The organism is Mesorhizobium cantuariense (genome assembly GCF_042647205.1).
Taxonomy (GTDB): Bacteria; Pseudomonadota; Alphaproteobacteria; order Rhizobiales; family Rhizobiaceae; genus Mesorhizobium; species Mesorhizobium cantuariense.
The window spans coordinates 838,011-852,658 of record NZ_JBHRVD010000001.1 but is presented as its reverse complement, the minus strand read 5'-3'; the positions used below and the strand labels follow the sequence as shown (position 1 = coordinate 852,658).

At 60.3% G+C, this 14,648-nt stretch carries 15 protein-coding genes and 3 pseudogenes; 17 read left to right on the top strand and 1 reads right to left on the bottom strand.

Annotated elements, in window-relative coordinates; translation table 11 throughout:
* Window positions 1–32 precede the first annotated feature (32 nt).
* The 4 genes and pseudogenes from ACFOJ9_RS04080 to ACFOJ9_RS38830 all read left to right on the top strand — a co-directional run.
* On the top strand, window positions 33–236 hold the full coding sequence (locus tag ACFOJ9_RS04080; protein WP_378977014.1) for a hypothetical protein: 204 nt from the start codon (window positions 33–35) through the stop codon (window positions 234–236).
* A gap of 519 nt (window positions 237–755) precedes the next feature.
* Entirely contained in the window at window positions 756–974 is a 219-nt protein-coding gene (locus ACFOJ9_RS04075) for an HAD family hydrolase (protein ID WP_378920658.1), read from the top strand.
* A gap of 210 nt (window positions 975–1,184) precedes the next feature.
* Complete coding sequence (locus ACFOJ9_RS04070; protein WP_378920656.1) at window positions 1,185–2,498, top strand: sigma-54 dependent transcriptional regulator; 1,314 nt, start codon at window positions 1,185–1,187, stop codon at window positions 2,496–2,498.
* 214 nt (window positions 2,499–2,712) lie between these two features.
* Window positions 2,713–3,382 (top strand): annotated as a pseudogene (locus ACFOJ9_RS38830) (transposase); the annotation flags it as partial.
* Here the strand turns inward: ACFOJ9_RS38830 and ACFOJ9_RS04055 are convergent.
* Window positions 3,381–3,817: pseudogene (locus ACFOJ9_RS04055) on the bottom strand (transposase); the annotation flags it as partial. The pseudogenes ACFOJ9_RS38830 and ACFOJ9_RS04055 sit on opposite strands and share 2 nt — an antisense overlap.
* Here ACFOJ9_RS04055 and ACFOJ9_RS04050 point away from each other — a divergent pair.
* The 13 genes and pseudogenes from ACFOJ9_RS04050 to hypF form a co-directional block, all read left to right on the top strand.
* Window positions 3,788–3,991 (top strand): annotated as a pseudogene (locus ACFOJ9_RS04050) (IS256 family transposase); the annotation flags it as partial. The pseudogenes ACFOJ9_RS04055 and ACFOJ9_RS04050 overlap by 30 nt on opposite strands.
* A gap of 383 nt (window positions 3,992–4,374) precedes the next feature.
* Entirely contained in the window at window positions 4,375–5,337 is a 963-nt protein-coding gene (locus ACFOJ9_RS04045; protein ID WP_378920652.1) for an NADH-quinone oxidoreductase subunit B family protein, read from the top strand.
* Window positions 5,338–5,395: 58 nt separating this feature from the next.
* Window positions 5,396–6,994: a nickel-dependent hydrogenase large subunit gene (locus ACFOJ9_RS04040; protein ID WP_095090101.1), complete on the top strand. Its 1,599-nt coding sequence runs from the start codon at window positions 5,396–5,398 to the stop codon at window positions 6,992–6,994.
* A 98-nt stretch (window positions 6,995–7,092) separates the two neighbouring features.
* A complete protein-coding gene (locus ACFOJ9_RS04035; protein ID WP_095090103.1) occupies window positions 7,093–7,407 on the top strand; it encodes a hypothetical protein in 315 nt (104 codons plus the stop codon).
* 18 nt (window positions 7,408–7,425) lie between these two features.
* A complete protein-coding gene (locus ACFOJ9_RS04030) occupies window positions 7,426–7,749 on the top strand; it encodes a hypothetical protein (protein WP_095090105.1) in 324 nt (107 codons plus the stop codon).
* Window positions 7,728–8,249 carry a hydrogenase maturation protease gene (locus ACFOJ9_RS04025; RefSeq protein ID WP_245331252.1) on the top strand — a complete coding sequence of 174 codons (522 nt, stop codon included), beginning with the start codon at window positions 7,728–7,730 and terminating at the stop codon, window positions 8,247–8,249. The genes ACFOJ9_RS04030 and ACFOJ9_RS04025 overlap by 22 nt, the downstream gene beginning before the upstream one ends.
* A complete protein-coding gene (locus ACFOJ9_RS04020) occupies window positions 8,234–8,560 on the top strand; it encodes a hypothetical protein (RefSeq protein WP_378920649.1) in 327 nt (108 codons plus the stop codon). The genes ACFOJ9_RS04025 and ACFOJ9_RS04020 overlap by 16 nt, the downstream gene beginning before the upstream one ends.
* Before the next feature lie 102 nt (window positions 8,561–8,662).
* A complete protein-coding gene (locus tag ACFOJ9_RS04015; RefSeq protein ID WP_095090109.1) occupies window positions 8,663–9,673 on the top strand; it encodes a hypothetical protein in 1,011 nt (336 codons plus the stop codon).
* Between the two features lie 37 nt (window positions 9,674–9,710).
* Window positions 9,711–9,923 (top strand): hypothetical protein, encoded by a 213-nt coding sequence (locus tag ACFOJ9_RS04010; RefSeq protein ID WP_095090111.1) that lies wholly within the window; start codon window positions 9,711–9,713, stop codon window positions 9,921–9,923.
* 9 nt (window positions 9,924–9,932) lie between these two features.
* Window positions 9,933–10,157, top strand: coding sequence for a hypothetical protein (locus ACFOJ9_RS04005; protein WP_095090114.1), 225 nt, complete (start codon window positions 9,933–9,935; stop codon window positions 10,155–10,157).
* A 1-nt stretch (window position 10,158) separates the two neighbouring features.
* Complete coding sequence (locus tag ACFOJ9_RS04000) at window positions 10,159–11,031, top strand: NifU family protein (RefSeq protein WP_378920645.1); 873 nt, start codon at window positions 10,159–10,161, stop codon at window positions 11,029–11,031.
* On the top strand, window positions 11,031–12,224 hold the full coding sequence (locus ACFOJ9_RS03995) for an NHL repeat-containing protein (RefSeq protein ID WP_378920643.1): 1,194 nt from the start codon (window positions 11,031–11,033) through the stop codon (window positions 12,222–12,224). The genes ACFOJ9_RS04000 and ACFOJ9_RS03995 overlap by 1 nt, the downstream gene beginning before the upstream one ends.
* Complete coding sequence (hypF, locus tag ACFOJ9_RS03990; protein WP_095090123.1) at window positions 12,221–14,647, top strand: carbamoyltransferase HypF; 2,427 nt, start codon at window positions 12,221–12,223, stop codon at window positions 14,645–14,647. The genes ACFOJ9_RS03995 and hypF overlap by 4 nt, the downstream gene beginning before the upstream one ends.
* Window position 14,648: the final 1 nt, after the last annotated feature.

The window sequence follows — 14,648 nt, the reverse complement described above, 5'->3', positions numbered from 1 at the left end:
AGACGAGATGGCTCTGTCCGAAATTTGTATATATGTTTCGGACAGGCGTGATCTCGGACGGCGCCGAAATCCTGAAGCGGCTGCCCCGCGCCATGCCGAAGCCGACAGCCCACATCATCGACTGGTTCCACATTGCCATGAAGATCCAGCCCATGCAGCAGATCGCCGATCACATCGTTCCCAGTCCGACCCTTTTGAAGTGCTTCCAACCATCGACAAGGACATCAAAGCCGTGAAGTGGCGTCTCTGGCACGGGCGGGTCGATGGCGCGATCCGCGACCTGGAGCAACTCCTGGCGAGACTGAAAGACTCGCAAAGGGACGGCGAGTTCTCGATTGCACGGCTTTTTAGCCTCGCCTCGCAGCTCCTGACCTATGTCCATTCAAATCGCGGCGCGATCGTCAACTATGGAAAGCGCTATCGGGCTGGGCTTCGCGTTGCCTCCGCTCTGGCCGAGTCGGCGGTGAATTCACTCGTCGGCAAGCGGATGGTCAAAAAGCAGCAGATGCGCAGGTCCTCCTACGGGGCCCACATGCTCATGCAGGTCCGGACGGCGGAGATCAATGGCGAACTTCGCGATCGGCTGCGGGCACCCTTCCGACAGCCAGAGCCAAACGTGCCCCCCACTATTCAAGCCCAACCCCCCTTCTGCGCGCCGCGTAACCCCAGAGAAATTACCGGTCTCTCGTCGCAAATGCGGCATTGGTACCCAAGCCCGCGCCTGACATGCTCTTGTACGCACTCGCCGGCTTGGCGTGGAGCCCCGCGATGCCGTCATGGTGGGCGACAGCGCCATCGACATCGATGCAGCGCACAACGCTAGCCTGCCGGTCGTCTTCCTTCTCAACGGCTATATGAGAAGCCCCAACGAGGCCGCCGAAGCCGATCTGACTATCGCCGATCTCGGCGATCTTGCAGCCGCCATTGAAGCGATCTGGGCAGTCGGCCGACCTCGCTTTTCGAAAAGCACTTGACGCCTGATGGCCTAAACTCGCGATTGATGTCTATGTGTCCCGCTGCTAACAAGATACGCAGAGTGGAAACCATCTTTCATGGATCAGCCAGGCACGATCGTCATTCTAGCACGACCCGGAAGCGAATGGAGGTCGCCATGCGAGGTGCTTTCGGAGCGCTATGCCTATCGGGTTGTCCTTGCAAGTTCCCCTGCCGAGGCGCTTACGGCGATGAGCAGTATCCAGGTTGACTTGGCGATTGCGGAAGACGGTGGTGACGACACGAGCGGGCTTGACTTTCTAACCCAGCTGCGCGTCTCTCATCCTGACATTGTGCGCGTGTACGTAACCCCAGATTCGCACCGCGTGTCCATGCAGGCGCTGGCGCGAGCGGCGATCTACCAATTCCTTCTCACTCCACTCGACGCCGTGCAGCTTGGTCTGGTCGTAGAGCGAGCACTGGAGACTCGCGAACTGGCTCGCCGCCATCGGATTCTCGCGCGCGAGTTCAAGATCTCTGGTGCCTCGCTCATCTTCGGCGAGCGCAAAGGCTCGCCCTTTCGGCCGGAAAGCCAACGCTTCGAGAAGCTTGTCTATGTCAGTGAGAAAATGGCTGAGATGTGCGACCTGGCACGCCAAGCCGCCACCACGGAACTGCCGATCCTCATTCAAGGCGAAACCGGCACTGGAAAGGAATTGCTTGCGCGCGCTGTCCATTACAATTCGACGCGACGAACCAGTCCGCTGCTTGTGCAAAATTGCGGCGGAATGTCGGACGAATTGTTGCAGTCTGAGCTGTTCGGCCACAAGCGCGGCGCATTTACCGGAGCAATCTCTGATCGTCTCGGACTGTTTCGCGCTGCTGATGGGGGCACGGTGTTCCTTGATGAGATTTCGGAAGTGTCACCTTCGTTCCAGGTCAGCTTGCTGCGCTTCCTTCAGGAAGGAGAAGTCAAGCCGCTGGGTGCAGATAAGGTCCTTCATTGCAACGTTCGCGTCATCGCGGCTTCAAACCGTCCGCTTCATGATTTGGTCGCGCGAGGCGAATTTCGACAGGATCTCTATTTTCGACTGAAAGGTTTTGAGTTCGAAGTGCCGGCGCTGCGTGAGCGGCCCGATGACATCGCGCCGCTCGCGGAATTTTTCGCTGCCAAGCACGCGGACGCACTCAGCCGAAAAATCCTTGGCATCAGCGCCAGCGTCATCGACAAACTCTCCAATGGAGAGTTTCCCGGCAATGTGCGCGAACTCGAGAATGAAATCCGTCGTATGGTGGCGCTGGCAAAGGACGGCGAGTATCTAACGACTCGAAATATGTCGCCTGCATTGCTGAACGCCGCGCCGCGTCCCAAAGGGGATGGGGCAAGCATCTTCCAGCCGGAAGGTGTGACGCTAAAGGATCAGGTCGAAAGCCTCGAAAAGCAAATTGTCCGCCGGGCGCTCACACGTCACCACTGGAACCAAAGCCGTGCTGCCGACGAGCTCGGCCTGTCACGCGTCGGTCTTGCCAACAAGATTAAGCGATATAATCTTAACCACAATTAGGTGGTCGATCAGTACGGCACCACTGTAAGTCGAACCGTCGTCATCGCCGGTTTCCGCAATCGCGGGTATCGCCAGTCGGAGCAAAAAAGCCAGCCAAAATTCTAGGGCTTGGGCCGGAGCTATGGCGGAAACTGGGTGATGACGGTTTGAGGAGAGCGGCGTATCGAGGCGGGTGACGAAGCCTGCCAGAACCTCTCAAGGAGAGCGATACGCCATGAACAAGACTATCAACATTGTTCGCCTTCGTCAGCCCGACGAAATTGATGATCCACTGACGGATGTGCTTCGCAGCGGCGCGCGCAAATTGCTTGCGCAGGCGATGGAGATGGAAGCCGACGCGTTTCTTGCCGAGATGCGGGATCTCAAGCTTGGCGATGGCCGTGACCGGCTTGTCCGGCATGGTCACGGCCCGGAGCGGAGCATCCAGACGGGCATCGGTCCGGTGCCTGTCAGCCGGGTGAAGGTCCGGGATCGCGGCGCGACCGACGAAGCGGACCGGGTCCGGTTTTTCCTCATCGATCCTGTCGAAATGGGCGCGTCGGACGCGCAGTCTGGATGCGCTGCTTCCCGTTCTCCACCTGCGCGGCGTTTCGACGGGGGATTTTCAGGACGCTCTGGCGGCCCTCTTGGGCAAGGAGGCGCCGAACCTGTCACCCTCGGTGATCACGCGGCTGACGGCACAGTGGAACGCCGAATACGATCGTTGGCAAAAGCGCGATCTTTCGGCGCGCCACTATGTCTATGTGTGGGCGGACGGGATCTATCTGCAGGCCCGGATGGAAGACCATGCCGAATGCATGCTGGTTCTGATCGGCGCCACACCCGAGGGCAAGAAGGAACTTGTCGGCTTCCAGACCGGTATTCGCGAGGGTGCGCAAAGCTGGTCGCAAAGACGCTTTCGATGGGATTGGTAACCGACGTTCGCAGATGATCCCAGTGTTCGGCGAAGACGGCAATTGCCGTCTCGGCGGAGGCCCGGTTGGGAGCGAGATAGATTTCGCGCAGGTCTGCCTTCATGCCGGCCTGCACCGATTTCGGCACCGGGGAAATCGTAGAACGCCAGCAAGGCATTCTGATCTTTCGTCAGGCAGTCGACCGCTTTGGCATATTTCGCGTCATATTTTTCGACGCTTGTTGAGAACGTTGGCTGTCTTGTGCACCCAGCATCGCTGGTGTTTGGTGCCGGGAAGGAGCTCATCGAGCGCCTTCCAGAAGCCAAGCGCGCCGTCGCCCACGGCAAGATCGGGCGCGATCTTAAGGCCACGACGCTTGACGTCGACCAGCAGCTCGCGCCCGTTCGCCACCGCACGGTGCGTACCAAGGGCTCGCTGTCCTCGAAAACCGCCAGGCTGATGGTCTTCAAGCTGGTCATGGCCGCAGCCAGGACGTGGCGACGATTGAAAGGACAAAATCAGTTGCCGAAACTCATCGCAGGTGCCAGGTTCCTGGACGGAATCGAGGTCATCGAAACGAAGCCGCAGAGCGCCGCTTGATCAGCCTCGTCATCCAAATTCCAGCATAGCTCCTTGGGCCGATGGCGACAGTTCTTGGCGCTCCCGAGGAGCAGACCATCGGCCATTGGTGCAGCCGCTGCCGAGGCATCTGGTACGGCTATCTGCTTGAGGTCGCTTGCCCAGTCTGCGGCAACAGGCATGGCTGAGGGCCTTTCTGGCGCGGCAAGCCCTTGGCAGAGAGGTAACCTTCCTTGCACATGAAAATGAAGTATGCGCAAAGCACAGCCTCATTGCCGCAGCGCAATATATTGGTTGGCGGATTTTGCTGGCTTTTTTGCGTTTCCACAGATTGGCACGAAGGTTGCTTTTCTCCTTTTTGAACGGCTGCGCCAAAATGCAGCGTCGATCAGGATGAGGGAACTATGGCCAATCTTCTATGGCTCCAGGGCGGAGCCTGTTCCGGCAACACGATGTCGTTCCTCAATGCCGAGGAGCCAAGCGCCTGCGATCTGGTGACGGATTTCGGCATCAATGTGCTTTGGCACCCCTCTCTGGGCATGGAGCTGGGCGACAACCTTAAGAAACTGCTGAGGGCGCTGACCTCCGGCCAGATGGCGCTCGATATTTTCGTTTTCGAAGGCACCGTCGTGAACGCTCCAGACGGTACGGGCGAATGGAACCGCTTTGCCGGGCGGCCGATGAAGGACTGGGTTGCCGATCTCGCCAAGGTGGCGAATTTCACAGTCGCGATTGGCGACTGTGCGACTTGGGGCGGTATCCCTGCGACGGCCCCCAATCCGTCCGAAAGCAACGGGTTGCAATTCCTCAAGCGCGCCCATGGCGGCTTTCTCGGCAAGGATTACAAATCCAAGGCTGGCCTTCCGGTCATCAACATTCCTGGTTGCCCGGCCCATCCCGACTGGATCACCCAGATCGTGGTGGCGGTGGCCACCGGGCGTGCTGCCGATCTGACGCTCGACGAGTTCCAGCGGCCAAAAACCTTCTTCACGTCCTTCACACAGACAGGTTGCACGCGCAACATGCACTTCGCCTACAAGGTTTCTGCGACCGAGTTCGGCCAACGCAAGGGCTGCCTGTTCTATGATCTGGGCTGCCGCGGGCCGATGACGCATTCACCCTGCAACCGAATTCTGTGGAATCGGCAGTCGTCCAAGACACGCGCTGGGATGCCGTGCATGGGTTGCACCGAGCCGGAATTCCCGTTCTTCGATCTGGCCCCTGGCACTGTTTTCAAGACCCAGACGGTCATGGGCGTCCCCAAGGACATGCCCAGTGGCGTCGACAAGATTGGTTACGTCAAGCTGACCGCCGCGGCCAAGGCGGCGTCTCCGCGCTGGGCTGAAGAGGACATCTTCGTCGTCTGAGCCAGTTTTGTCCCAAATTCGCTAGCGATCAAACTTCATTTCAGAAAGGTCATCGACCATGTCCGCTGCTATACAGACACTTGATATTTCACCTGTTGGCCGCGTCGAGGGTGATCTCGACGTCCGTGTCGACATCAAGGACGGTGTTGTCGTCAACGCCTGGACACAGGCTGAACTCTTTCGCGGCTTCGAAGTTATTTTGCGTGACAAGGATCCGCAGGCAGGCTTGGTGGTGACACCGCGAGCCTGCGGCATCTGCGGGGCGTCGCATCTGACCTGCGCCGCTTGGGCGCTCGACACAGCATGGAAGACCGAAGTTCCGCGGAACGCTATTGTGGCGCGCAATCTCGGTCAGATCGTCGAAAGTCTGCAGAGTTTGCCCCGCCATCACTACGGTCTGTTTATGATCGACTACACCAACAAGAATTACGCCAAGTCCAAGTTTTATGAGGAGGCCGTCAAGCGCTGGGCACCTTTCACGGGCACCAATTATGAGATCGGCGTGACCATTTCGGGACGGCCAGTCGAGATTTATGCGCTGCTCGGCGGGCAATGGCCGCATTCGAGCTATATGGTACCAGGTGGCGTAGTGTGTGCTCCCACGTTGACGGATGTCACCCGTGCCTGTGGTATTCTTGAGCACTTCAAGCGTAATTGGATCGAAGCCGTGTGGCTCGGCTGCACGCTGGAACGCTACCAAGAAATAAAGTCCTACGATGATTTCATGGCCTGGCTCGATGAACGTCCAGAACATGCCAATTCCGATCTCGGCATGTTCTGGCGCATGAGCCTCGACATCGGCGCCGACAAATACGGCAACGGCGTCGGGAAGTATGTCAGCTGGGGATACCTGCCGCACGAAGACAAGTATCAGAAGCCGACAATCGAGGGCCGCAACGCGGCGTTGATCATGAAAAGCGGCGTCTATGACGGCCACGCCGACACTCACAAGCTGATGGACCAGAAATTCACCCGCGAAGACACGCTTCGCGCCTGGTATGATGAACCGGGCGGCGTGCATCCCTTCGACCGTACAACCAAGCCGACCCGAAAAAACACCGTCGACATGGCCGGAAAATACTCTTGGGCGACCGCCGTGAGACACAACGAGGACGGTCGCCTCGAGGCAGGGCCACTGTCGCGTCAATTGATTGCTGGTGGTAGGCATGGCGAGAGCTTCCAGCATTACGATCCACTGGTTCTTGATATGTACAAGAAACTCGGTGGCGCCAGCGTCATGCTCCGCCACTTTGCCCGGATGCATGAGGGATTGGCGCTTTACCGCCAGGCCGAGCACGCATTGCGCGAATTCAAACTCAACGATCCCTGGTACATCAAGCCGACGGAGAAGGATGGTCGCGGCTGGGGTGCGACAGAAGCAATACGTGGGGCGCTGTGTCACTGGATCGAGGTGCAGGGCGGCAAGATCAAGAACTACCAGATCATAGCGCCGACGACGTGGAACGTCGGTCCGCGCTCGCAGGACGGCAACAGAGGGCCGATGGAGGAGGCTCTGATCGGGGCGCCTATCGCCGACCCGACCGATCCGGTCGAAGTGGGTCACGTCTGCCGGTCATATGATTCCTGTCTGGTGTGCACGGTGCATGCCCATGACGCCAGCACTGGCGAAGAACTCGCGCGTTTCAGAACGGCTTGATTGGAAAAAGTTCTCCTTCAACAGTCGGTATCTCGGCGTCCCGCTTATCAGGATCGCCGACCATCCCGGATGGCGAAGCTCCAGACAAGGCGAGTGAAATGAATAATGAGCAGCAAAAAGCTATGCTGCGAAAGATGGCCCATTTCATGGATAATGGGCTGAAGACGCAGACCGAACCTTTTCCGGAAACGGAAAAGGAGTTCGCAGCTATCCTTGACGAACTGCGCGCTCTCAATCCCGACGACCTGGAAGCCAAGATGGTTATCAGCGGTTTCTTCAATCGTCCCTATGGGCCGGATCGGCAGCGCTGCATGGAGTGCCTGTACTATCTGGTGCATCGCGAATGGTGTGACTTGCCAGAGCTTGCCGTGCCCGTTGATGCGGACTGGTGGTGCCGGCTCTGGCGCATCTGACATTGTGGGGAGGATGCCATGGCGCAAACGGCAGCAACGGATGCTGAGGTCCTCGAGCAGATCCGCTCGATGCTGGCAGGCGGCCTCAAGACCGAGGTTTTCCCGAGAGGTGACACCCACGAAGAGATTGCGCAGATCATCGCCCGTCTGCGAGAATCCGATGGAAGTCTGGAATCCAAGCTGGTGATCGGCGGCTTCACGCTCGAAACGATCGAGCATGGCGGCATCGAGCAACCTTGCGAGACCTGTATGTACTATCTCTTGCATCGCAAGTTCTGCGAATTGCCTGAGTTCGCTGTTCCGGTCGAACCGGAATGGTCATGCAGGCTCTGGCGGATCTGAACGGTGGCGAGATGATCGCAATCATCGGATGCGGCAACCCTAACAGGCGGGACGATGGCGTCGGCCCAGTTGTCATCGACCGGCTGAAGGCGCGCGGAATAGAACACTTAGGCGTCAAATTGTTCGATGCCAGAACAGATGGAATGTCGGTCATGTTCGCTGCGCGGGGCTGCACGACTTTGATCGTTGTTGACGCTTCCAAATCCGGAGTCGAACCAGGAACCATCCACGAGGTGCCGGGGGTGGAACTGGAGCGGGCCTATTCACCGGGGCTGAACCTGCACGATTTCCGCTGGGACGCCGCCCTCTACGCCGGCCGGCAGATTTTTCGCGATGCGTTTCCGCAGGATGTGACCGTGTTGCTGATCGAGGCGTCTGAACTGGACCTTGGCATTGGTCTTTCCGACGTGGTGGCGTGTTCGGCTGAAAAGGTCGTAGGTCGTATCGAAGTCCTGGTTGCAGCACTTATACCGGGGCAACAAGCATGTCCGGTGTCTTAATCGAGCTTAGGCGCGGCGGGCTCTATCTGTCCTGCGAGGTCTATGAGCGCTTCTTCGCGGGGCTGGAGACCGTGGTCCTTCTGCGGCGAAAGAGCGACCTGGTTGTGCTGCCTGTGCGTCACCCGGCGGCGGGCGGTTATTTGCTGAAGCGGCGCAACGGAGTTGGGGATCGCGTTGTCTTCGCCCCCGATTTTTTTCGTGAACATGGGATCAGCGATGATGCCGACTGCAAACTTGAGGCCGACTGGGATGCCGAGCAGGTAGCGCTAATTGCCAGCGAATGTTTTGCTAGCACGCATTTTGCATACTAAGTTTACTATTCGTAATTTATATAGACAGGTAGAGGAAAGTGCGTTAGCATTTTTGCCAATAAAGTAAGCTGCATCTCACGCGGTCAGTGGAGGAACCCAAGAATGAACGGCGATCGCGTTGGCGACGAAGTGCGGGCAGCGTTGAGTGTGGCGGACGATGCGGGCGCAAGTCCCTCGGAGCGAACCGAAATGCTCATGGAAATCGCCATGGGGCTGCAGCAGCGTCCGAAAAATCCCGAGCAGATCGCCGCCGCCGTTTTTCTCTACGACCGCGCCTTGGCGCTCTGCCCCGAGGACCAGCGCCTGCTTGACGCGCGTATCATGGCGCGCAAGGGCACGGCGCTTCTCGTCCTGCCGGAAGGCGGCACGCTGGCGCTGCAGCAGGCCCGCGAGGCTTTCGAGGCCGCCATCCCGCATTTCACCGATTTCGGACGTCCGGAGGAACTGGCCGAGACAGAGATGAACCTTGGTCTTGCCATCCAGAATCTCGCCGGTCAGCACAAGGCCCGCATCACCGACGCGATCTCGGCCTATCAGCGTGCTTTGCGCACCTTCGACAAGCTGCGGTTCCCCAAGGAATTTGCCATCGTGCAGAACAATGTGGCGACGGCTTTCCTGTCGATGCCGTTCACCGACTCCAGAGCCAAAATGCGGGAGGCGCTGGCCGTGCAGGCGTTCGAGGAAGGCCTGAAGGTTGTCAATCTGATCGATCATCCGACCGAGTACGCCATGCTGCAGAACAATCTCGGCAACGCACTGCAATATGCTTCATCGAGTCGTACGCTGGAAAATAATTTGCGCGCGCTTGACGCTTACGATGAGGCCCTGAAAGTCCGATCGCGTGAAACGATGCCCCTCGAATTTGCCAATACGATCGCCAACAAGGCGAACTGTGTATGGAACCTGCCGGACGATCCAGAGCATCCCGAACGTGGCAATCGAGTTAACCTGCTTCTCGCGCAACAGTATTACCAGGAATGTCGTACTATTTTCAGCCGTAGCGGCGAAGCAGAAAAATCTCGCTTCGTTGCCGAGGCCTGCGACCAGATCGGCCGCGAATTGCTTGCCGTGGCGCCCACGAACGGAACCGGCGCGCACGCGCAAACCGGGTGATGGTTATTTCATCAAGCATACGAAAGGAGAATGGCAAGTGACGGCAGTAGTACTCACAATAGGCAGCGTCGCATTGGCGCTTGCAACAGGGCTCGTGGCCTCGGGTATCGGCGGAGCCATCGGCGGCGTGGCGACCGGTGGCAAGGCTCTCGGCAACGAGCTGGCCGCTATGTTGGGCTCCTTCTATGGCCCGGTTGGCGGATTCTCCGGCGTGCTTGCTGGTATCGTCATCCTGGCTCTTGTCGGCTGAGGCGGCGCCATGTGGGAAATGGCCAAGAGCTCCATCCTCCTGTTTTTGCGCGGGAAACTGTTTTCCGAACCGTCCAAGGTCTATCGCCAATCGGCGATAGGCGCCGTCACAACAGCTGTGCTGGTCGTAGTGCTGGCCAAGCTCGGCCTGCCTGTAGCCGCAGCGACTGCGATCGCCGGCTTGATCGGGGGTGCGTTGCAGCCATATCTCTTCAAAGATCTGCGGTATCGGTGAGATGAACGCCGTCGACCTCATCCCGACTAAACGCGACGATCTCGCCGGTCTTGCCGGCGACATCCTGCGGGTCGAGGCGATCTTCGCCATTTGGGACGAGACCCAGCGTAGCGCCGTCGAAGCCTACCGGCGCGCCATCGAAGACCTGAACGGCGAGGCGCTACGCCGGCTGGTGCAGGCGCTGAAAGAAGAGCCTGCCGCGCTCGCGGCCATGAAGCAAGCGGTGACCGACGAGGTCGTCTACGCCGTGCTTCGCCGTCACAACATCTTGAAACCCAGCCTTAGCGAACGGGTGGGGGCAGCACTTGATGGCGTGCGCCCGATGCTCGCCTCGCATGGCGGCGATGTCGAACTGGTCAGCGTGAGGCCGCCGGCGATCGAGGTGCGCTTTGTCGGCGCCTGCGATGGATGCCCGGCTTCGGCCCTGACCTTTCATGCCGGCGTCAAAAAGGCCATCGAGGAGGCCTGTCCGGAGATCTCCGACATCATCCAGATCAAGAGCATGAGCAATGCGGCCGACAATGACAGCGTCCGCTTCGTCAGCCCGTTCGCGCTCGGCGCCGTCGGCGGCTGGCACCTGGTCTGCCGCCTCGACGAAATCCCGCTCGGCGGCATAAGCACCCTCGTCGTCGGCGGGCAGGACGTGATCCTGTCGCGACAGGATGCGATCGTGTCCTGCTTTCAGAATGCCTGTGCTCATCTCGGCATTCCGCTCGATAGCGGCGATGTCGAACAGGGCATCATCACTTGCCCGCATCACGGCTTCCAATACGACCTTTCCAGCGGCGAATGCCTGACAGCTCCGGAAGTGGCGCTGCAGTCACACGCCGTGCGCGTTATCGGCAATCGCGTCGAGGTGAGGCTATCATCGTGATGCGCATCTCGCTCTCGCCTGACTATCGCCGAGCCCTGCCGCCAGTTGGCATGGCACTGCCGCCGATGCTCGACCCAGCCGGCGCGCGCGTCGTACTTGGCAACCAAGTGGATGCCGACGGGCTGCCTGACTCGGTCGCGCCGAAACCGCATACGCTATTCGGGCCGCGGGGCGTCTGCTTCGCGCCGCACGAAGGGCCGTGCTTCGTTGCCGACACCGGCCATCATCGCTTGATGGTCTGGAACAAGGTGCCGGATCAAGACAATGCACCTGCCGACCTTTTGATCGGCCAGCCCGACTTCTTTTCCGAAGGCCGCAACGCGCGCGGCGTGGTCGGTGCGGCGACCTTGAACATGCCGACCGGCATTTCGACCGACGGCACGATACTCGCCGTCGCCGACGCATGGAACCACCGTGTGCTGATCTGGCGCACTCTGCCCGAGCATTCGAACCAACCGGCGGACCTGGTGCTGGGGCAGGCGGATTTTTTGAGCGGCGTTGCCAACCGTGGCGATGCCGTTGCGGCCGCCGACACGCTGAACTGGTGCTATGGTGTCACCGTCGCCGACGGACGGCTGTTTGTCGCAGACACCGGAAATCGTCGTGTGCTGGTCTGGAACTCGCTTCCTCAACGCAACGGCCAGGCCGCTGATCTGGTGCTGGGCCAGACGGATATGGTAACGCGCGACGACAACGCGTCGGGCTCGGGCGCCGCGGTCGGCATGCGGTGGCCGCACAGCGTGGCTGTCGATGACAGCCGGATCCTGGTGGCGGATGCCGGCAACAACCGCATCATGGTCTGGAACTCGATGCCCAATGTCGACGGCGCGCCATGCAGCTTCGTGCTGGGCCAATCGAGCTTCGACGGCAACGACCACAACCGTGCCGGTTACCATCCCAACTATCGCTCGCTCAACATGCCTTACGGGACGGTCGTTCACGACGGCCTCGTTTTTTGTGCCGACACCGCCAATTCCCGTCTGGTCAGCTATTCCCTTGATGATCTCGGGATGGACCGCGCCGCTTCCGGCCTCGCCGCCCAAACCAGCTTCTGCGACAAGGGCGACAATCGCTGGCGTTTCGCCGCACGCGATAGCGTCTGCTGGCCGTTCGCGCTGTCGGCGTCAGGTACAACGCTGGCGGTTGCCGACACCGGCAACAACCGCGTGCTGTTGTGGGAGGTGGCCGCATGAACACGCTGCTTTGCGTGCCGCGCACCGATCCGGCCGAAACGGTCGAGATCAGGCTGCGCGGTCGCGTGCAGGGCGTCGGCTTCAGGCCGACCGTGTGGCGGATCGCCCGCAAGCTCGGTCTCGATGGCGACGTTCTCAACGACAGCGAGGGTGTGCTCATTCGCCTGCGTGGCGCCGTGTCCGCCGTTTCCGCGCTGATCGACGAGTTACGAACATTGCCACCGCCGTTGGCCGAAATCACCGCTATCGAGACGCGTGGCTACGGTGGCACAATCGAGCCGGGTTTCGTCATCGTCGACAGCGTGGTCGGTGCGGCACGCACCGAAATCTCACCCGACGCCGCCATATGCGACGCATGCGCGGCCGAGATCGCCGACCCGTTCCTGAGCCGCTTCCGCTACCCCTTCACCAACTGCACCCACTGTGGTCCAAGGCTGAGCATCGTGCGCGCCGTGCCCTATGACCGCGCCACGACGACCATGGCGCCCTTCCCGCTCTGCGAAGCTTGTGGTACGGAATACCGCGACCCCGCCGACCGCCGCTTTCACGCCGAGGCGACCGCCTGTCATGTCTGCGGGCCGAAAGCCCGGCTGATCCGTTTCGACGGCCGCGCGCTCTCCTTTGAACAATATTCGATGCTCGACGACGTTGATGCCGCACTCGGCCTGATCCAGAAGGGCGAGATCGTCGCCATCAAGGCACTTGGCGGCTACCAGCTGGCTTGTGACGCCACCCGGCCGGAGGCTGTCGCCATGCTGCGCAAGCGCAAGCGCCGCGATGCAAAACCCTTCGCGCTGATGGCGCGCGATCTGGATGTGATCAGACGCTATGCCACGGTCAGCGACGAGGAGGCTGCCGCGCTGACAAGCCGCGAGGCGCCGATCGTGCTGCTTGCCGCCGACGGGCCGGAGAAACTGCCGGAGGCAATCGCGCCAGGTCTCGGCACGCTCGGCTTCATGCTGCCGTCGACGCCACTGCATCTGCTCCTGCTTCGCAGGATGACCCGCCCGGTCGTCATGACCAGCGGCAACCTATCGGACGAACCGCAGGTTATCGACGATGCCGAAGCGGCAAAGAAACTGTCTGAAATCGCTGCCTACGCCTTGATCCACAACCGCGACATCGCAAATCGCATCGACGATTCCGTTGTGCGCCGCATGGGTGGAAAACTGCGGGTGCTGCGCCGCGCGCGTGGCTATGCACCGGCCTCGATCGCGCTGCCGTATGGTTTTGAACAGGCGCCGGAAATCCTCGCCTATGGTGCGGAACTGAAATCGACCTTCTGTCTGGTCAAAGACGGACGCGCGGTGTTGTCGCAGCACCAGGGAGATCTCGAAGACGCGCTGACCTACGACGACTACCGCAATAACCTTGGGCTCTACCGGGATCTGTTCGACCATCGGCCGGTGGCGCTGGCGGCGGATCTGCACCCGGAATATCTCTCGGCAAAACTGGCGCGAGCGACAGCTGCCGCTGAAAACCTGCCACTGCTGGAAATTCAGCACCATCACGCTCACGCTGCCGCCTGCCTCGCCGAAAACGGCCGCGCGCTCGATGCTGCACCTGTTCTGGCTGTCGTGCTCGATGGGCTCGGCTATGGCTCGGATGGCGGCATCTGGGGCGGAGAATTCCTGCTGGCCGACTATCGCCGCTTCGAGCGGCTGTGCACCTTCAAACCGGTCGCCATGCCCGGCGGCGCGCAAGCCGTGCGCGAGCCATGGCGCAACCTCTATGCCCACCTGATGACCGAAATGGGCTTCGCCGCCTTCAAGATGAATTTCGAGGATCTCGACCTGTTCGCCGCCCTTTCTGCCAAGCCGCTTGCAACCATCGGCGCCATGCTCAAGGCTTCGCTCAATTCACCCAAGGCATCGTCCTGCGGCCGACTCTTCGATGCGGTCGCAGCCGCTGCCGGATTGTGCTTCGACCGGCAGGCCTATGAGGGCGAGGCCGCGGCTCGCCTCGAAGCCGTTGTCTGCCACAAAACCTTTGTCGAGGAAGGCGATCATCTCGCCTATCCCTTGCCGATCCCGAACCTGAAAGGCTCTGGGCTTCCTTATATCGAACCGCTCGGCATGTGGAATGCCATCCTAGGCGACCTCATCCTGAAAACCCCGGCCTCGGTCATTTCGGCCCGTTTTCACAAGGGCCTGGCGAAGTCGATCGCCGCTATGGCGCTGAAGCTGGCACGAGGTGATGAGGACGATGCCCCGCCGCGTTTTGACACGGTCGTGCTGTCGGGCGGATGCTTCCAGAACAAGGTGCTGTTCGAGCAGGTTCTCAGCAGGGTTGAGGCCGTGGATTTCAAGGTTCTGACGCACGCGAAAGTCCCTGCCAATGATGGCGGCATCGCGTTCGGCCAGGCGACCGTAGCCGCCGCTCACCTCATCGACGCCGGGCAAGTCCGGCAGAAAGCGAGCTGAC